Source organism: Rhodanobacter thiooxydans, assembly GCF_021545845.1.
In the GTDB taxonomy this organism is placed as follows: Bacteria; Pseudomonadota; Gammaproteobacteria; order Xanthomonadales; family Rhodanobacteraceae; genus Rhodanobacter.
In genome coordinates this window covers 1,372,445-1,390,799 of record NZ_CP088923.1, presented here as the reverse complement: position 1 = coordinate 1,390,799, position 18,355 = coordinate 1,372,445, and the positions used below count along the sequence as shown (strand labels likewise).

The window sequence follows — 18,355 nt, the reverse complement described above, 5'->3', positions numbered from 1 at the left end:
CTGGCACGACCAACGCACCCGGCGTTGGCGGCGGCCACCATGTCGCATATTCGCGACACATGCCGTCAAATGTCCTATATTCGCGACATGATGAAAGACGCACCATTCGCACGACTTGCGCGCCAACTCGGCGCAAGCTTGCGTGCCCAGCGCAAGCAGCTGGGCCTGACCCAGATCGAAGTGGCCCATCGCGCCGGCATTGGCCGACAGAAACTGATCCAGGTCGAACAGGGCAAACCGGGTGTGGCGCTGGCTGCCTATGCCGCAACCATGGATGCGCTCGACCTGGTACCGACGGTCAAGCCGGCCGAGGTCCGGATTGCGGAGTATCCCCAACTCATGCGGCTGACCTGGAACCGGCCCGGCGCGGACATGATTGCCGAGCGCGATGCGCTGGCACTCTACGAGCGCCATTGGGACCTGGTCGACGCCGATCAGATGACCGCACACGAACGCAGCCTGCTGCAGCGGCTGGTGGGCAAGTACGGACAAGGAATCCTGCATGTTTGAGCGGCCGCACCATCAGAAGATTGCGAAGCTCCTTCGCGCCATGGACGGCGACCTGCTGGCGCGGGCGAAGTGCTACTTCGGCGGCGGCACCGCCATCGCGCTCAAGCTGGGCGAATACCGTGAGTCGGTCGACGTCGACTTCCTGTGTTCTGACAAGGCTGGCTACCGGCTGCTACGCAATGCCATCACGCCACCCACGCTGGGCACGGTCCTCCGCTCTCCGGTAAAGCATCTGCGCGACGTGCGCACGCAACGGGACAAGATTTCCACGTTCCTGGAAATCGATGACGCGCCTGTAAGGGTCGAGTTCGTTCTGGAGGGGCGCATCGACGTGGATGGCGCGCTCGATCCCGAGCTGTCCGTGCCCGTGCTCCATCGTGACGACATGTATGCCGAAAAGCTGCTCGCCAACACTGACCGCGCGTTGGACCGCTCGCAGATGAGCCGCGACCTGATCGACCTGGCCATGATGATCAAGGCCTGGGGTCCGATACCGTCGACGGCTCTGGAAAAAGCGGAAGGCGCCTACGGCCGGTCCATCTATGACTACTTCGACCGGGGACTGGCGTTACTGCACGATGATCGGTATCGCGACGAATGCCTGCAAGCCATGGCGATGGCACCCGACCTGGGCGCCGGCATCATTGCCACGCTCGATGCGCATCGCCCGCAACCCTCCCTGGGCGACGCAGTGCCACCGACGACAAGTCGCTCTCATTGAGAGGTAACAACCTTAGCCTGCACCTTGCTGCCTGCCTGGATTGCCGAGCTCGCCGCCGCCACCGGTCGCCCCGTGGACTTGATCGACCTGCACGCCGTGGGCGAACCGCTGCTTGGCCAGATCCTCAAGCACGGCAAGATGATCCGTGGCGATGCGGCCGGAATGACCGGACTCATGCAGCGGCACGTGTACGCCATGGAAGACTTCGTCCCCTATGTCGAACGCACGCTCGCCGAGCGGCGACGCGCAGGGATCGGCTGATCGTCACGCGCAAGCTCGACTCGCTGCGGCGCTGCCTGGCCCGCGTGCGCGAGCGGTGCCCTGCCGACGTGGCCACCCTGGCCGACAACCCCGACCTGCAGGACAACATCGTCGTGCTCAACCTGAGCCGCGCCGTGCAAATCAGTGTCGACCTCGCCCTGCATGCGCTGTCGAGCATGCAGCAGGCCGCCCCCTACACCATGGGTGAGGCATTCGACCAGTTGGCACAAGCCGACTTCATCCCGGCCGAGCTGGCGCTGCGCCTGCGCAAAGCGGTTGGCTTCCGCAACATCGCCGTGCACAGCTACAGCAGCATGGATTGGCAATCGTGCACGCGATCGCCACCCACCATCTCGGCGATTTCGAGGATTTCGCCCGCCAGATGAATCCGGACCCGGGTTGAACAAAGCACCAAGCCCAACAGGCTCCCTTCAGAGAAGCCGAGGGGCGTTGCGCCGAGCCGTGACGCCCCGCACACTCCGTCTTCACATCTGGTACAAAACGTGCCTGTCCCCGGTGTACTCACAGGGGAGTTCACCATGTTGCGCCAGCGCATTTCCGCCGGTTTTACCTTGATCGAACTGATGGTCGTCGTGGCGATCATCGCGATCCTTGCTGCCATCGCCATCCCCGCGTATCAGGACTACCTGATCCGGGCGCAGGTCACCGAGGGCATGAGCCTGGCGGACGGAGCCAAGTCCGCGGTATGGGATTTCGTCTCCAACACCGGGCGGTTCCCATCAAACAACCAGTCTGCAGGCCTCGCCAAAAATACATCGATTGGGGGCAGTTATGTATCCAACGTAGACGTGACGGGTGGCGCCATCAAGGTGCTCTATCAGGGAACCAAAGCCAACACCCATATCAACGGCGGCGGCATATACCTGCTGCTTTCACCCGTCACCCACGCCGGCAGCATCGCCTGGTCTTGCTCAGCCAGTACGCTGGATCCGAAGTACCTACCCTCTTCCTGCCGCCAGTAGCCGCAAGCACGAATCGCCACAGCACATACATAAACTGACAACCAACGTCACTTTCGGCCTGTTCGGGACAGGCCGGCATCGCAGCACATGGATCACAATTTTCGAATCCACGAGGGCATCCTCGGCACTGCTTGCGGGCTTTCGTGACGACGGGCACAATCCCAGCGCCTACATGTATGAGGGAATACACCCGCGGCAAACGTGGCATACAAGCTGCTTGACTTGGCCGCGAGCTTCCTGGTCGTTCCGACCATGCGAATGGGGTCCGTTCCCGCCTAGGGGGATAAAGGGACTGGGGCTCAGGGGGCACCACACGGTTAGCTAACCAAAACAGAGGAACCACCATGAAGAGTATGCAGAAAGGCTTTACCCTGATCGAACTGATGATCGTGGTCGCGATCATCGCGATCCTCGCCGCTATCGCCATTCCGGCCTATCAGGACTACCTGATCCGCACGCAGGTTTCTGAAGGCGCTGTTCTTGCCGATGGCGCCAAGACCGCGGTAGCCGAGTTCTTCAGCAACACGGGCAGAATGCCTGCCGCTAACCAGTCGGTTGGTCTCGCCACGCCCCACAGCATCACCGGTAGCTATGTCGGCAGCGTTACGGTCGGAACCAATGGCCTTATCACCGTCAAGTATGGTACCGATGGCGGTGCCGCTGGAACCGGTGCCAAGGCTAATTCGAAAATCGTCGGTAATACGCTTCTGCTTTCCGCGCAAACCAACACCGGCAGTATCTCGTGGGCTTGTAAGTCCGCTTCTGTGGATAAAAAGTACCTGCCGACTTCGTGCCGTTGATACTAATCTGACTGTCACGAATTACTTGAAGGGCCGCCACAGGCGGCCCTTCCCTTTTCTGGGTGTCAGACATGCACAGTCGCATTGCGGCGAACTCGACAATCGCGGTGCTCTCGCTTCTGATACTCACAGGGCTCGCCTACTGGCATGGCCTGTTCGGCGATTTCCTTTTCGATGATTTCACTAACCTCCCTGCACTAGGAGCATCTGGCCCCATCGACAACTGGCCAGCATTCTGGCGCTACATCACCTCCGGCACCGCCGATCCGACGGGGCGCCCACTGACGCTGCTGACGTTCCTGCTCGACGCGCACGACTGGCCCGCGGATCCGTTCCCGTTCAAGCGCGGCAACCTGATCCTGCACCTGCTCAACGGGGTCCTGCTCTACGCCTTGCTGGCCCGGCTGGGCCGGCTGCTGAGGCATGACGATCGGCGCCGCCGAACTGCTGCCCTCCTGGGAACCACCCTCTGGCTGCTGCATCCGCTGCTGGTCTCCACCACGCTGTACATCGTGCAGCGCGAGGCCATGCTGCCCGCCACCTACACCCTGGCCGGCCTGCTGCTCTGGCTGCATGGCCGCCAACTGTTGGCCCAAGGCAGAACCGCGGTAGGCCTGGGCTGGAGTGTGCTGGGTCTTGGGGGCTTCACCGTGCTGGGCGTGCTGGCCAAGGCCAACGGCGCCTTGCTGCCGCTGTTCGCCCTGCTGATTGAGGAGATCGTGCTAGCACCACGGCACCCCGTGCCGGACAACAAGCCGCGACTGGCGCATCGTTTCGCGCTGTTTGCATTCGGCGTCGTTCCCGCCGTCGCCATCCTCGGCTACCTGCTCCGCACCGGTCTCCTGGGCGTGCTGGACGGCGGCCCGGTGGGCTTTCGCCCGTGGAGTGTCGGCCAGCGCCTGCTCACCGAGCCGCGCGTGCTGCTGGACTACCTGCAACTGCTGTGGCTGCCGCGCCCGTTCTCCAGTGGCCTGTTCAACGACCAGTACGTCGCCTCGATCTCGTGGCTGCAGCCAATCACCACTCTACCCGCCATGTTGGCCGTGTTCGGCTTGATCGGACTGGCTTGGTGGCAACGCCGGCGATATCCCGCACTCGCCTTGGCGATACTGTTCTACTTCGCCGGCCAGTTGCTGGAATCCACCTCGATACCGCTGGAGCTCTATTTCGAGCACCGCAACTACCTGCCTGCCTTGCTGATGTTCTGGCCACTCGGCCTGTGGCTGGCCAATGCGCGCAAGCTGCGACTACTCAAGTACACCCTGATGCTGGCTCTGCCGCTAGGCTTGGCCTGGATTACCCACACCCGCGCCGAGCTGTGGGGCAACGTGCATAGCCAGGCTTTGCTCTGGGCCACGATCAACCCCAATTCAGCGCGCGCCCAGACCAATGCCGCGCAGATCGAGATGCGGGCCGGACAACCGCAAGCCGCCGTACGTCGCCTGGAAAAACTGCTCGTAGATCAGCCAAACCAGGTGCAACTCGCTTTCAACCTGATCGGTGCGCGCTGCATGATCGGCGGCATCACGGCTGACGATCTCGACGCAGCGAAGCTCGCCATGCAGGGCACGCCAAATACCGGCACCCTGTTCGCCAACTGGTTCGAACGCACCCTGCCGGCGGCGATGTCGGGTGGATGCCCTGGGCTGACCGCACAAGGCCTGCAGCAACTGATCGACACCGGGCTGGATAACCCAAAACTGTCCGCCGCCGGCCCTCAACAGGATCTGACCTACTTGCGTGGCAAGATCGCACTCGCGCAGGGCCGACCGGACGAGGCCCTGGCCGATTTCACCCGTGCGCTCAACCTGCAGGTGCGGCCTGGCATGGCCCTCGAAGCCGCTGCGACCTTGGGGCGTGCTGGCTACCCGTCGCACGGTTTGCGTCTGCTCGACCACTACGAAACGGTTCGCGGGAATGCCATGAAGCCCGGCTTCGGCATGCCATGGCTGCACGCCTGGGTACTCGAACATCAGCACTACTGGCCCCACGAGCTGGATCACCTGCGCCGACAACTCGCGCTCGACGCCAGGGCGGACTCCATGAATACTTCCGGCCACACCTCTCCAGCAGGCACGTCAGATTGATGGACCTCCTTCGCCGCCCGCCGTGGCGCCTCCTGACACTGCTTGGCGCCTTCGCCATCACCCTGGCCATCTACTGGCCGGGACTCTCCGGCGGCTTCCTGTTCGACGACTACCCCAACATCGTCGACAACAAGGGCGTGCAGCCGCACGACGCCAGCATCCCGTCGCTGGTCGGTGCTGCACTTTCCTCACCGGCGAGTGACTTCAAACGGCCACTGGCCTCGCTGAGCTTTGCCGTCAACTACTTGACCACCGGCCTCGATCCGTACTGGATGAAGCTGACCAACCTGCTGATCCACCTGCTGAACGGCTGGCTGGTGTATCTGCTGTCGATGGCGCTGCTGCGATCCGATCCCTCCGGCCGGCATCTGCGCACTCCGCTCATTGCGGCACTGATCGCCACTGGCTGGATGCTGTTGCCGATCAACCTCACCGCCGTGCTGTACGTGGTGCAGCGCATGGAAAGCATGGCCAACCTGTTCGTGCTGCTGGGGTTGCTCGGCTACGTGGCGGGCCGCCGCCGCATGCTCGGCTACCTCTCGGATCGTGCAGGCGGCGAAACCTGGAGAGGCTTCATCCTGTGCGCAGCGAGCATCACGATACCGACAGCCCTCGGTATCCTCGCCAAGGAAACCGCGGTGATGCTTCCCCTGTACGCACTCCTGGTCGAATGGGCGCTGTTTCGTTTCGGCAGGCCAATACAGGCACAGCATGATGCGTCGTCGCCGCAACGCGCCGACCTGCGCGTGATCGGCCTGTTCCTGCTGGTGCTCGCCCTGCCCATGATCGCGGGACTGGCCTGGCTCCTGCCCGGTGTGCTGAGACCAGAAACCTGGGCCGCGCGCGATTTCACCTTGGGCACCCGCCTGCTCAGCGAAGCACGCATTGTCGTCGACTACATCGCGTGGACCCTGCTGCCCACACCGAGCGCCCTGTCGTTCTATCACGACGACTTCCGGGTTTCGACCGGGTTGCTCTCCCCCTGGAGCACGTTGGTCAGCATCGTTTTTCTTGCTGCCTTGGTCGCACTGATGCTGTGGCTGCGCCCCTGCAGACCGCTGGCGGCACTCGGTATCGCACTGTTTCTCAGCTGCCAGTTGCTCACCGGCACCATCCTGCCGCTGGAGCTGATCTACGAGCATCGCAACTACTTCGCAAGCTTCGGTCTACTGCTGGCGACCGTGCCGCTACTCGCCATGCCGCAATCGTCCCTGTTCGCGTTGCCGCGATATGTGCTGCTGGCCGGGCTGATGCTTTGCTGGACCGTCTTGGCGGCCCTTACCGCCTACGCTTGGGGCAACCCGCTGCGCCTGGCGGAAGACCTCGCCGTGCGCGCACCACAGTCGCCGCGGGCCCAGTACGAACTGGGGCGCACCTACATCATCTACTCGCACTACGATCCCGCTTCACCTTTCACAAAACTGGCCTACGCACCGCTGGAAAAAGCTGCCGCGCTGCCGAACTCATCGATTCTTCCGGAGCAGGCGCTGATTTTCATGAATGCGCGCATGGGGCTGCCGATCAAGGAGGCGTGGTGGGACAGCATGATCATCAAGCTCAGGACCCATAAGCCAGGCGTCCAGGATGAAAGTTCGTTAGGGGCGCTGACCCAGTGCATGAATGAGCGCCGCTGCAATCTGTCTCCCGCGCGGATGACCGCCACCTTCCTCGCCGCCCTGTCACATGACCACTCCAGCGCTCGCCTGTTGGCCACGTATGGCGACTACGCATGGAACGCGCTTGGGGATCATGTGCTGGGCGAGCGGATGACTGAGGAAGCGGTGAAGACCAGCCCGAACGAACCCGCCTATCAGATCACCTTGATTCGTATGCTGGCCGCGCGGGGCCGCAAGACCGAAGCCGAAAAAGCCTTGGAACGATTGGATCGGTTGAATATCGGCGGTCGCCTGACCAACACTCTGGACCAATTGCGTACGCAACTATCCGATTTGTCCGCACCCGTCCCATCAATGAGCACCCATTGAAAGGCCCACTCGCGCGCAGCAGTCTGCAGACCAGCGTCATGCTCGGGCTGCGGGTAATGACCCAGGCGGTGGTCCTGGTTCTGCTTACGCGATTGCTCGGACCGCGTGCTTACGGGAGCTTCGCCGCCGCTGCTTCACTGGCCGTGGTGCTGGGCCTGCTGCCCAATTTCGGCGCCGGCTTCGTGATGTTGGCCCGGAACGCGCACGACGCCAACGGCACGGCCGCCGTATGGCGTTATGCGTGGCCGATGACGGTATTGTTCGGACTGCTGTTGCTGGCCTTCTATATCGTCGTTGCCAGCTTTGTTACCCGGCCGGCGCTTCCACTGCACGTCCTGCTAGCGATGGGTGCGGCCGAGTTGCTGTTGACGCCGTTCACCATGTTGCTGAGTTTCGCCTTGCAGGCGCGCGAACGGGTACCGTTGAGTCAATGCGTGCAATGGCTGCCGCTGGGCCTAAGAGTGCTTGCGGTATTGCCTTGCTTCCTCTTGCCAGATGGACAACGGCTTTCGGCCTATGTCTTCTTCCAGCTGCTCGCGTCGCTGCTCGGCTTGCTGCTGGGCTTGTGGATCACCAGCCGTCTCGTGACACTGGATTGGCGCCCACGCCGTGCCACCCGAGAGGAGCTGAGCGACGGCGCCTCGTATGCGGCAATGAATCTGGTTGCGGCGAACCCCTCCGAATTGGACAAGATCATTGCTGTTCGCCTGGTTGGTGCACACGACGCGGGCATCTACGCGGCCACGGCACGCGTTATGGCGGCCACGGTGATGCCAGTGACTGCCATGTTGCTGGCATCGCTGCCCCGATTGTTTCGACACGCGCACACACCCACCCGGGAAGGGCAGCGGCTGATCGGCCTGATCGCCTTGCTGGCACTGGCCTGGGGCCTCGCCAGTGGACTGTTGTTGGCACTATGCAGTCCGTTACTGCCGTGGTTGTTCGGCACGTCGTTCGTGGCCATGGCCCAGTTGATGCCGTGGCTGGCCGCGGTTGCACCCTTGCTCTCGCTGCGACTGGCTGCTGGTGCCGTGCTGGTTGCATTGGGCAAGCCGCTGGAGCGTATGGCGTTCGAGCTCTCCGGCATCCTGCTTCTGGTCGGCAGCATGCTGGCGCTGGCGCCGCATTATGGTATCCGCGGACTGGCCGTGGCTCTCGTCATCGCCGAAACAAGCATGGCGCTGATTGGCTGGTGGCTGGTACACCGCCGCCTCGCAAACCACGTGGCAATGGGCGGGATTTTCTAGCGACGTCCTGATGCTATCCGTACGCCATGCCACAAAGCCTTGCACGGCACCAGCGAACGGAAGCGGATCGAGCGGATCGCCCCGCGCGCCACCAGCATGCACGTGCGGGATGCCAGCAGGATGCCTGTCTCCACCCGATTTCGTGCAAGCTTGCGTGCCAGGATCAGGTGCGCGGCGACCATGTGCATCTCGTAGAACGCGGACCCCAGTCCGCTGCTCGCCGAGCCGTCATGCTCGACCAGTGTTTCGTGCACATACGCCATCGCATCCGGCAACTGAGCGAGCCGCCAACCCAGCTCCCAGTCCTCGCCGTACATGAAGAAGTCCTCGTCGAACAGCGGCAAAGCGACCCGCTCGATAGCCACCAGCAGGCAACAACCGCTTGCATAGGGAAAGTAGCCGCGGCGCGCCCGCCACGACAGCAGGCCGGTCAACCGATGGCAGTATGCCGGGCCCAGAACACGCCCAGCATGGTCGATATCGGGATAGGCGATCCTCGCGTTGCTATTCGCAACAAGCGCATCGACAAGCTTGGTCAGCCCACCCGGCAGCAAGCGGGCATCGTTGTTGATCAACAGCACCCAGGCGCCCGGATACCGTTGGCGACAATGCTCCAGTCCGCGGTTGACCCCTGCCGCGAACCCGAGGTTGGCAGCACTCACATGCAGATCGACACGCGCATCATGAACAAATGCGGCAGCGATCGCCGCCGCAGAGGTTCCTCCATCGGCCGAGTTGTCCCATACGACAACATGCTGGATACCCTGCCCGAGCAGCGAATGGATGCAGCTAATGCTACGCACGGCATCGCGGTAGTTGAGCAAAAGCCCGGTAATCTGCCTGCCCATCAGCATGGCTTGCGGGCAGTGATGACCAATTCTTCGCCGGCAGTCGCTGACAAGGACGCCATCAAATCCACCACGCCCGGCGGCAATCCTCGAGCATCACTCCTTTTACGCCGGGCCAATTCACGGGATGCGCGGAGGATGTATGCGGCACCGCGTCCGCGACGATGGAAGCGGATATCCGTGAAGCCAACTTTCGTCAGCAAGCCACGCAACGCCTGTGCGGAAAATACGACGAGATGCCGAGGCGGCTCCAGGCCACGCCAGGCACGCCCGAACCACCTGTGCCCCATGCTCTGTACGTTAGGCGTGGCGAGCCAGATGGTTCCGTCGGTGCGCAACAGATCAAACATGCGTTTCAGGAGCGCTCGCGGCTCGTGCACATGTTCGATCACATGAGATGACGTGATCACATCGAATCGTTGCGCATCGCAAAAGGAATCCAGTGTTCCCTCGAAAACGTCCAAACCGTCCAGGCGTGCAGTCGCTACAGCCAGTGGATCCGGCTCAACCCCGGCAACATTCCAGCCAGCCGCTCTGGCCCGCAGCAGGAACACGCCGTTGCCGCAACCCACATCAAGCAGGCGCCCCTTGACGCGGGGCAAGCCCCGATAGAAGAAGTCGAGCTGCTGTCGCAGCGCAGGTATCAGCGGAATCATGAAACGGCCTGCAGCGATTGCAGGCAACCGCTGCGGCCCATAGCGCGCATTCATGTAACCGTTAGCAAGCCTCCAGAGCAACGAATGACCATTGTCATCCTCATACGTCGTCGCACCCGAACGATGCGTGTAATACGACGCGTATGCCTTGCCTATGGCTTGCGGCGTAGGCCTGGGATCAAGGAACAGGCTGCCGCAGCCGCGGCAATCTCGTAGGGACCACTCGCCAGGCACGCTTTCGAGATAGTCATGCAATTGCTGGTATCGGTATTCACCCGGTGCGGCACCGCATGCAGGGCATGTGGCCACTGTTTGCAGCTCGTCGATACGCCATTCACTCGCCATGAGCCGATCATTCACAAAGCAGACCCTTTATCAAGCACAGATCGATAAACATTTGCATAGGCTGCAATTGCCCTGGCCTCTCCGAAACATTCGACCGCGCGCCGACGCCCTGCCGCGCCCAGCTGCGCGCATAGCGACGAGTTCTGCGCCAGCTGTTTCGCATAACGAACCAATTGATCAAGATCGTCTACTGGCGCCAGCAAAGCCGTCTTCCCATGCTGGCAGACTTCGGCCGTACCGGAGCTGGCAAATCCGACAACCGGCAAGCCACACGCCATTGCTTCGAGGGCAACGTAACCAAACGCCTCATAGCGCGTAGGTACCAACGCTGCGTCCACCGACTGGTAGATGGCGGGCATCTTTGCTGGTTCCACGCGCGGCAGTAGCTTCACGTTTCTTGGTAATTCCTCGACATTGAATCCTGTACGCAGTCCACTGATGCAATGAATCTCAAATCCAGACCCGAGCTTTGACGCAATCGCGGGGAGTAAATCGGCGCCTTTCCAGCGCGAAGGGTTGCCCACAAAAAGCAGCTTGAACGGTTGCCCTGCCACCGCACGCCCTGTCTCCCCCTCAGCTGTGGTGCACGCAGGCGAAAACAGTTCGGTGTCAACCCAGTTATGAATGACCGTGATGGGCTTGACCATATCAACTCGCATGGCAGCAGCACAGTATTTACTGACGGTCACGACAGCATCGGCTGCCTGGTAAGACTGCCTGGCCCAGCGCTCACAGAAAGCACGGTGATAAAGCGCTTGTGGCAAACTGCGATACGGTGCAAACGCCGGATTGGCGACATATTGATGCTCGGTCACTACCAGCGGAATTCCGGAACGTTTGAACGAGAAACCCTGCCAGCTACCGGCATGCACCAAATCGATGCCCAGTGGGGCCTCTACTCGCTTCAAACGCCAAGGCATCAACTCGTAACTATGATCAAACCACTGCAGCAGAGGTTCATGTCCCGCCCTTTCCAGTGCGTCAGCCAATCGCAACGTGAACACATCAGCGCCGCTTCCGGCACAAATTGCAGGAAGCCAGACCCTCAATCCTCTTTTTTTTTCTGGTGCGGTTGTCATAGCCAGAACCGGTAGATCAGGGTCGGGATGATCCGACGCCAAGGCATCAACAATCCATCTGGGATGCTACGCAGCACGCTTGTCGCCGCTGACTGGGGGCGTTCGATCTCGAACGTGGCCCGCAATGCGTCAACACAGAGATTGCGATATCTGAAGCCGGCATCTGCGAGCAGCTTCTCCAGCTGTCCCAGCCGTAGCGGCTCGCAGTCATAGATTTCGCCCTTACCCATCGCACGCAAATACTGCGTGCGCCACGCATGTGGCAGCCAGCTGAGAAAGACCAGCTTGTAGTGCGGTTCGACCAGCATCCAGCGGTTGGGTACAGCGAGGTAACCCACGCCATCAGAGCGCACCACGCGGCGCAGTTCCGCCAAGTGGGCGCGCTGCGCCTGTTCGTCACCCACATGTTCGATGACATGATTGCTCAACACGACGTCGAAGGACTGGTTGGCGAATGGCAGTCCAGTGTCGTGCACTTGGTGGTAGCGGTACCCCTCAGCGACCAGGCGGTTGTCATGGACGTCCACGGCATCCACCTCGCAGCGCAACTGTGGATGTGTGCCAAAGTAATGGGCGATGCCGCCTGAGCCCGTACCGACTTCAAGCATACGTATCGGCTGCGCACGATTGGCCAAATCCAGCAGACGTTCGATCTTCAGGCCTTTGAAGCGCCGCGATGGAAGGTCGAGCACGGCGTGGGGCTGGCGCACCGCTGGTGTGCTGTGACCAGCCTCCTGGGTTTGGTCACTGGATGAAGCCTCAGACATACGGTGTACCCAGGAGGCTGCGCGTACGTTCATCGAAAATCGACCATGCCTTGCCAGCTGCAAACTCGCGACAGGCAGCAATAGTCGCACTTTCGCGCGTCTGGGCAAGTTGCCATATCACCGCTTCACCCAGCGCGACATAATTGCCAGGTTCGACCAGGATACCGGTCTGCCCGTCATGCACGGCATCGGGCACCCCACCGACCGCAAAGGCAACGGTAGGCAAGCCGTGTGCTGCCGATTCCAGCGCTACCATGCCAAAGCCCTCCACATCGCCAGGCAGGTCACGCACGGGAAAGATATGCATATCGGCGGCCTGATACGCCGCGCCGAGGGTTGCCTCATCGCAGCGACCGAGGAAATGCAGGTTTTGCTCGACGCCAGCGATCCGGGCCGCAGCAAGAATGCGTTCGCGCTCCGAGCCCGCCCGTGCATGCAGCGCATCGCTGGCTTCGTCGCCAATCACCGTCAGCAACGCATTGGGATACCTGGCAACAATCGCGGGCAAGGCTTTCGCCACGAATTCCACCAACCCCTTGCGCTCGGTCAGCCGACCGACAGAAAGCAGCAGAGGGCGCTGTGCGAAACCGTGGCGCTGACGGAAATCGCTGGCCGCGGCAGCATCCAGCGTCGGCAAATCGGTGCCCGGATGCAGCACGCGCAATTTACCAGCTGCCACGCCGCGACCTGTCGCCAGCCGCGCCGTGTTGGCGCTGTTGACCAGGACGAGGTCGCAGCGCCGAATGAAGGGTAGCCAAAGCCGCTGGTACGCCCGGCTCGGCGCCACGATGTCGAGCCCATGCAGGTAGACGATCGCCCTGCCACCGACACACTTCGCCGCCAACCAGGCGATTGGTGCGGTGAGGCCACTTCCGGCAATGACCCATTCCGGCTTGCAGCGCCATGCCAACCGGACGGCGCGCCATAAAGTCGCTGCCAAAAATATCGGCAGCGGCTTGACCCTGCTTTCTATCACTTCGGTCTGTGATGGGGCATACCCGGCGCATCCAGACGGTCCGCACAGTGCCGTGCGCCAAACCGGCTGCAGTGCAGCCAGCAGATGCTGATTCACCTTCTCCATCCCACCGAGCAGCGGTGGAAAGTTTCGCGTCACCAGCAACGCCACTCGGCGCGGATCGCTGCCGTCATGCATCACGTCGGTACGTCAGCGCCGTGATCTGCTCCGACACCAGCCCGATCAGGAACACGATCACTGCCGCGCTCCACATCAGCGTGCTGCCGTTGGTGAGGCGGCCTTCGTGCACGAAGGTCCAGGCGTAGTTGGCGCAGCCAAGCAAAAAGAACAGCCCGCTCGCCGGCACGAACAGCTTCAGCGGCGAATACAGCGTGGCGATCTTGAAGATGATCAGCAGAAAGCGGATGCCGTCCTTGATCGGCCTGATGTGGCTCTTGCCGACGCGCTGGGCGGCCTTGATCGGAATGTAGGCCACCGGGTAGGCACTGCGGAAGAAGGCCATGGTGCTGGTGGTGGGGTAGCTGAAGCCGTTCGGCAGCAGGTGCAGGAATTCGCGGAACTTGTCCGCGCGCACGGCGCGGAAGCCGGAGGTGAGGTCCAGCACCGGGTGACCGGTCATGCGGGTAGCCAGCCAGTTGTACAGGGTGTTGGCGAGGCCGCGACCCACACCGGCTTGGCTGCCCCAGTCGCGGGCGCCGACCACCATGTCGTAGCCCTCGTCGAGTTTCGCCAGCAGGCGGGCAACGTCGGCCGGATCGTGCTGGCCGTCGCCGTCCATGAACACCAGGATGTCGCCGGTGGCGGCGCGGGCGCCGCGCTTGATCGCCGCGCCGTTGCCCATCGAGTACGGTGAGGACAGGCACTGCACGCCGCCGTTCTCGCAGATGCCGCGGGTGTCGTCGGTGGAACCGTCATCGACCACGATGATCTCGGCCTCCGGGTGCGTGGCACGCAAGCGCGGCAGCAGTGTGGTCAGCGCGGGCGCCTCGTTCTTGGCGGGCAGGATGATGCTCAGGCGGTTCAACAGGCGGCTCCCCCGGATGGAGAGGGGATCATAGCGTGAAGGCCGGGCGTGGGTTGCGGACGGGGTTGGGGTTTCGGGGCTTCATCGAGGCGCGGCTTGGTGGCGGGCGGTGCCCGCCCTGCACCCCCGATTCACAGGGCGGACACTGTCCGCCGCTCTTGCTGCGCGCTCGCCATGAAACCGGAGCTGGCGGGCGGTGCCCGCCCTACTGTGCTGGTGCCGTATTGGGCAATAAGGAGCGCCCTTTCAAGAGACGCCGTGCATGCCTGGACGATGCATCGTCTTTTTTGACGTATGCTTTTGACCGCAGATTCGATCTGGAAGCTGGCCGATGAAACCCTCCGATATTGTCCGACTCCGACGCGATGAGATTCGAAGCGTGGTCGCCGCACACCGGGCGGTCAACCCGCGGCTGTTCGGTTCGGCCATGCGCGGCGAGGATACGGAGGGCAGCGATCTGGATCTACTGATCGACCCGACACCGGAAACCACGCTGCTGGATATGGGCGCCATCCAGTTTGTGCTGCAGTCATCCCTGGGGGTTGTCGTGGATGTGGTGACGCCCGGTGATCTTCCACCGCGCTTCCGCGACAAGGTGGTCAGCGAAGCGGTTCCACTGTGACTGCTGCGAGTTTTCGGCAACATGACTATATAAGCCACATGATCGAGGCTATTGCACTCGCGCGCAGCTACGTCGAAGGCATGGACAAGGCAACCTTTCTTGCCGATCGACGCACGCAGCAAGCCGTGATCATGAACATCCTGGTCATTGGTGAAGCTGCAACGAAGCTTGCTGATAGATATCCGGGATTTACGCTGACGCACCCGCAGATCGCGTGGAACAGCATGCGCGGCATGCGCAACCGGCTGGCACATGGCTATTTCGACATCAACATGGATGTCGTATGGGAAACGCTGGAACGCGACCTCCCCGGACTGCAGAAATCGCTGACTGAGCTGAGCCAGCAGATCTTGCGCGACAACTGACGGCTTTACACAGCTAAAGCGGCGTGCAGTGGCTGCCCTACACCCGCGATTCGTAGGGCGGACACTGTCCGCCGCTCTTGCCGCGCGCTTGCCATGAAACCGGAGCCGGCAGGCGGTGCCCGCCCTACACCCGCAGCCGGCCATCCGGCCAGACCTCAGGTCATCAGGCGCATGCCCGCATGTTTCGCGGCACCGCGGTCGAAGGTCATGGTGTGTTCGCAGCCGGCAGACGTGGCGGCGCATGCGATCAGGCAATCGGCGAAATCGGCTGTGGAGCCGCGGTAAATGCGCACCGCTTTCCAGACGACCTCGGCACGCTCCACGATCAACTCCCTGGTGCGCAGCAGGGCTTCCAGTGCTTCGGTGAGCTGGGCGCGATCCAGACCATACGCCGCACCCAGCACCCAGACCAATTCGATCACGGACACCATCGAAATCCAGCCGGGCGCCTCGACGGTCAGCGCGTCGAGCAGGGTCGAGGCTTTGGCCGACTGCGCTGCATCGTCCTGCATGATGTAACGCACCAGGACATGGGTATCCAGGCCGATCATTTCGCCGCTGCACCCGCTGCAGCGATCACGGCGTTCATTTGCTCGATCGATACCGGTTTGGACGCCTTGCCGAACATGCCCTTGAGTGCGGTGGCGGGGTGCGTGGCGGCGACGAACTCATACCGGCCCGGCTCGATTTCCACGAACTCCACCCGATCCCCCGCACGCACGTGCATGGCCTCACGCACGGCAACCGGGATCGTGATCTGGCCTTTGCTGGTAACGCTGGCGGTGGTCATGGTCTTCTCCTTCAAGATCCTTACTTCGTTGCAAGGAAGGTTCGTTGCGCGAGCAAGGCGGTTTGGCCGGGCGTATCGGCTGCGCCGCATGGCGTGGAATGTGCGGATCCTGGAAATCAGCTGGTGGCGTGATGGCCGCACGCCGTTGGTGTTGCTGGGGAGGTTTGCGGGGGCTTGGGGTGGGAGATCAAGAGCCTTACCCCCTCCTGACCTCCCCCTGCAAGCAGGGGGAGGAACCGGGCGTGGAGTGCTTGCACGCAGGGGAGGAGCCGGGCGCGGGAGGAATCGAGCGTGGAGTGCTTGCGCACAGGGGGAGGAGCCGAGTTTGGCGGCCCCACGCAAACCTAAGGAGGGAACCGGCTTGCGGAGTTGTTGTGCATTGCACCACCATGCCGGACCAAGCCTGCAGGGAATGGGTGACCTGCGCGCCAGACTGCGGTAGATTCAACCACATACAGGGGCTAGGTCGAGTCGTTTATGTCATCTCAATTGCAGCCGTCACTTGTGGGCCTGTCCGGCATGGCCCGCCGGTTGGTCTCCGAGGGCGTGATGCCCGAGGACGTGGTCCGCAAGGCCATGCTCGACAGCAACCAGCAGAAGGCCTCGCTGAGTGCCTGGCTGCTGGACCACAACCTGGTCGACAGCACCGAACTGACCCGGGTCGCCTCGGCCGAATTCGGCATGCCGATGATGGACGTGGCCGTACTGAACCCTGCCACGATGCCGCTGGACCTGATTAGCGAGGCGCTGATCACCAAGCACCAGGCGTTGCCGCTGTTCCGTCGCGGCAAGCGCTTGTTCGTGGGCATCGCCGACCCGATGCAGTCGCATGCGCTGGACGAGATCAAGTTCCACTCCAACTGCATGGTGGAACCGATCCTGGTGGAGCGCGACTCGCTGCAGCGGGTGATCGAGAGCCTGCTCAACAATATGCGCAACACCATGCCCGACATGGGTGGCGGCGAGCTGGACGAGCTGGATATCGAGGGCGGCGAGGACGAGGGTGAGTCGAGCAGCGGCATCGACGCGAACGCGAACGACGACGCGCCGGTGGTGAAGTTCGTCAACAAGATCCTGATCGACGCCATCCGCCGCGGCGCCTCGGACATCCATTTTGAGCCGTTCGAGACGCAGTACCGGGTGCGCCTGCGCATGGACGGCATCCTCAAGGCGGTGTCCAGCCCGCCGATGAAGATGGCCAACCGCATCTCCTCGCGCATCAAGGTGATGGCGCAGTTGGACATCGCCGAGAAGCGCGTGCCGCAGGACGGCCGCATCAAGCTCAACCTGTCCAAGACCCGCGCCATCGACTTCCGCGTGAGCACGCTGCCCACATTGTTCGGCGAGAAGATCGTGCTGCGCATCCTGGACGGCTCCTCGGCCCGCATGGGCATCGAGAAGCTGGGCTACGAGCCGGACCAGCAGAAGCTCTACGTCGACGCGATCCACAAGCCGTACGGCATGGTGCTGGTCACCGGCCCCACCGGCTCGGGCAAGACGGTGTCGCTGTACACCGGCCTGAACATGCTCAACACCGCCGAGCGCAATATCTCGACGGTGGAGGACCCGGTGGAAATCCGCGTCGAGGGCATCAACCAGGTGCAGCAGAACGTGAAGCGCGGCATGACCTTCGCCAGCGCGCTGCGCTCGTTCCTGCGCCAGGACCCGGACGTGATCATGGTCGGCGAGATCCGCGACCTGGAAACCGCCGAGATCGCGATCAAGGCGGCGCAGACCGGCCACATGGTGCTCTCCACCCTGCACACCAACGACGCTGCGCAGACCGTTTCGCGCCTGATGAACATGGGCATTGCGCCGTACAACATCACCTCGTCGGTGAGCCTGATCATCGCCCAGCGCCTGGCGCGACGCCTGCACGACTGCAAGAAGCCGGTCGAGCTGCCGCCCAAGGTGCTGCTGGACGCCGGCTTCACCCAGGCCGACATCGACGCCGGATTGACCATCTACGAGGCCGTCGGCTGCGACAGCTGCAACGAGGGCTACAAGGGCCGCGTGGGCATCTACCAGGTGATGCCGATGCTGGAGGAGATCCAGAAGATCATCCTGCAGGGCGGCAACGCGCTGCAGATCGCCGAGGTGGCCAGGGCCGCCGGCATCAACGACTTGCGCGCATCGGCCCTGCTCAAGGTGAAGCAGGGCCTGACCAGCCTGATCGAGATCGACCGCGTCACCAAGGAATGAGCGGCGGTTCCGGAGCCTCCGTCGCGCCAAACTTGCGTCCGCCGCCACGGTTTGGTGCCGCCAAATTGGCATAAGCTGTACCAAATA

The 18,355-nt window shown here is 62.5% G+C and carries 20 protein-coding genes; 12 read left to right on the top strand and 8 right to left on the bottom strand.

Features of this window, described 5'->3' with window-relative positions:
- Nucleotides 1-39: 39 nt before the first annotated feature.
- From LRK53_RS06035 to LRK53_RS05995, 9 genes are all read left to right on the top strand, one after another.
- Nucleotides 40-510: a helix-turn-helix domain-containing protein gene (locus tag LRK53_RS06035; RefSeq protein ID WP_235642562.1), complete on the top strand. Its 471-nt coding sequence runs from the start codon at nt 40-42 to the stop codon at nt 508-510.
- Nucleotides 503-1,231: a nucleotidyl transferase AbiEii/AbiGii toxin family protein gene (locus LRK53_RS06030; RefSeq protein ID WP_051257585.1), complete on the top strand. Its 729-nt coding sequence runs from the start codon at nt 503-505 to the stop codon at nt 1,229-1,231. The genes LRK53_RS06035 and LRK53_RS06030 overlap by 8 nt, the downstream gene beginning before the upstream one ends.
- 24 nt (nt 1,232-1,255) lie before the next feature.
- Nucleotides 1,256-1,492, top strand: coding sequence for a nucleotidyltransferase domain-containing protein (locus LRK53_RS06025; protein WP_235642561.1), 237 nt, complete (start codon nt 1,256-1,258; stop codon nt 1,490-1,492).
- Between the two features lie 68 nt (nt 1,493-1,560).
- A complete protein-coding gene (gene hepT / locus LRK53_RS06020) occupies nt 1,561-1,878 on the top strand; it encodes a type VII toxin-antitoxin system HepT family RNase toxin (protein ID WP_185754656.1) in 318 nt (105 codons plus the stop codon).
- 153 nt (nt 1,879-2,031) lie between these two features.
- On the top strand, nt 2,032-2,475 hold the full coding sequence (locus LRK53_RS06015) for a pilin (RefSeq protein ID WP_027493017.1): 444 nt from the start codon (nt 2,032-2,034) through the stop codon (nt 2,473-2,475).
- Between the two features lie 344 nt (nt 2,476-2,819).
- Nucleotides 2,820-3,275: a pilin gene (locus LRK53_RS06010; protein ID WP_027493018.1), complete on the top strand. Its 456-nt coding sequence runs from the start codon at nt 2,820-2,822 to the stop codon at nt 3,273-3,275.
- Nucleotides 3,276-3,346: 71 nt separating this feature from the next.
- Complete coding sequence (locus tag LRK53_RS06005) at nt 3,347-5,362, top strand: tetratricopeptide repeat protein (protein WP_235642652.1); 2,016 nt, start codon at nt 3,347-3,349, stop codon at nt 5,360-5,362.
- Nucleotides 5,362-7,347, top strand: a complete 1,986-nt coding sequence (locus LRK53_RS06000; protein WP_051257586.1) for a tetratricopeptide repeat protein — start codon at nt 5,362-5,364, stop codon at nt 7,345-7,347. Before LRK53_RS06005 ends, LRK53_RS06000 begins: the two co-directional genes overlap by 1 nt.
- Entirely contained in the window at nt 7,344-8,594 is a 1,251-nt protein-coding gene (locus tag LRK53_RS05995; RefSeq protein WP_051257587.1) for a lipopolysaccharide biosynthesis protein, read from the top strand. The genes LRK53_RS06000 and LRK53_RS05995 overlap by 4 nt, the downstream gene beginning before the upstream one ends.
- On the opposite strand, the gene LRK53_RS05990 is transcribed toward LRK53_RS05995, so the two are convergent.
- The 6 genes from LRK53_RS05990 to LRK53_RS05965 are packed head-to-tail and all read right to left on the bottom strand — an operon-like array spanning nt 8,591 to nt 14,289.
- Entirely contained in the window at nt 8,591-9,442 is an 852-nt protein-coding gene (locus LRK53_RS05990; RefSeq protein ID WP_185754653.1) for a glycosyltransferase family 2 protein, read from the bottom strand. The two genes, LRK53_RS05995 and LRK53_RS05990, sit on opposite strands and share 4 nt — an antisense overlap.
- Nucleotides 9,442-10,443: a class I SAM-dependent methyltransferase gene (locus LRK53_RS05985; protein WP_037089869.1), complete on the bottom strand. Its 1,002-nt coding sequence runs from the start codon at nt 10,441-10,443 to the stop codon at nt 9,442-9,444. Before LRK53_RS05985 ends, LRK53_RS05990 begins: the two co-directional genes overlap by 1 nt.
- An 11-nt stretch (nt 10,444-10,454) precedes the next feature.
- Nucleotides 10,455-11,522 (bottom strand): glycosyltransferase family 4 protein, encoded by a 1,068-nt coding sequence (locus LRK53_RS05980; protein WP_081666624.1) that lies wholly within the window; start codon nt 11,520-11,522, stop codon nt 10,455-10,457.
- Nucleotides 11,519-12,289: a class I SAM-dependent methyltransferase gene (locus tag LRK53_RS05975; RefSeq protein WP_081666625.1), complete on the bottom strand. Its 771-nt coding sequence runs from the start codon at nt 12,287-12,289 to the stop codon at nt 11,519-11,521. Before LRK53_RS05975 ends, LRK53_RS05980 begins: the two co-directional genes overlap by 4 nt.
- Complete coding sequence (locus LRK53_RS05970; RefSeq protein WP_027493022.1) at nt 12,282-13,442, bottom strand: glycosyltransferase family 4 protein; 1,161 nt, start codon at nt 13,440-13,442, stop codon at nt 12,282-12,284. Before LRK53_RS05970 ends, LRK53_RS05975 begins: the two co-directional genes overlap by 8 nt.
- Nucleotides 13,435-14,289 (bottom strand): glycosyltransferase family 2 protein, encoded by an 855-nt coding sequence (locus LRK53_RS05965; protein ID WP_027493023.1) that lies wholly within the window; start codon nt 14,287-14,289, stop codon nt 13,435-13,437. The genes LRK53_RS05970 and LRK53_RS05965 overlap by 8 nt, the downstream gene beginning before the upstream one ends.
- Nucleotides 14,290-14,620: 331 nt before the next feature.
- Between LRK53_RS05965 and LRK53_RS05960 the strand changes: the two genes are divergently transcribed.
- A complete protein-coding gene (locus tag LRK53_RS05960; protein WP_027493024.1) occupies nt 14,621-14,911 on the top strand; it encodes a nucleotidyltransferase family protein in 291 nt (96 codons plus the stop codon).
- Between the two features lie 38 nt (nt 14,912-14,949).
- The gene (locus LRK53_RS05955; RefSeq protein WP_051257590.1) at nt 14,950-15,276 is read left to right on the top strand and encodes a HepT-like ribonuclease domain-containing protein; all 327 of its coding nucleotides are present in this window, start codon (nt 14,950-14,952) and stop codon (nt 15,274-15,276) included.
- A 155-nt stretch (nt 15,277-15,431) separates the two neighbouring features.
- Here LRK53_RS05955 and LRK53_RS05950 read toward each other — a convergent pair whose 3' ends face one another.
- Nucleotides 15,432-15,827: a type II toxin-antitoxin system VapC family toxin gene (locus LRK53_RS05950; protein ID WP_027493026.1), complete on the bottom strand. Its 396-nt coding sequence runs from the start codon at nt 15,825-15,827 to the stop codon at nt 15,432-15,434.
- Entirely contained in the window at nt 15,824-16,066 is a 243-nt protein-coding gene (locus LRK53_RS05945) for an AbrB/MazE/SpoVT family DNA-binding domain-containing protein (RefSeq protein WP_027493027.1), read from the bottom strand. The genes LRK53_RS05950 and LRK53_RS05945 overlap by 4 nt, the downstream gene beginning before the upstream one ends.
- Before the next feature lie 477 nt (nt 16,067-16,543).
- Here LRK53_RS05945 and pilB point away from each other — a divergent pair, with 477 nt between their 5' ends.
- Nucleotides 16,544-18,268: a type IV-A pilus assembly ATPase PilB gene (pilB, locus tag LRK53_RS05940; protein WP_027493028.1), complete on the top strand. Its 1,725-nt coding sequence runs from the start codon at nt 16,544-16,546 to the stop codon at nt 18,266-18,268.
- Nucleotides 18,269-18,355 lie beyond the last annotated feature (87 nt).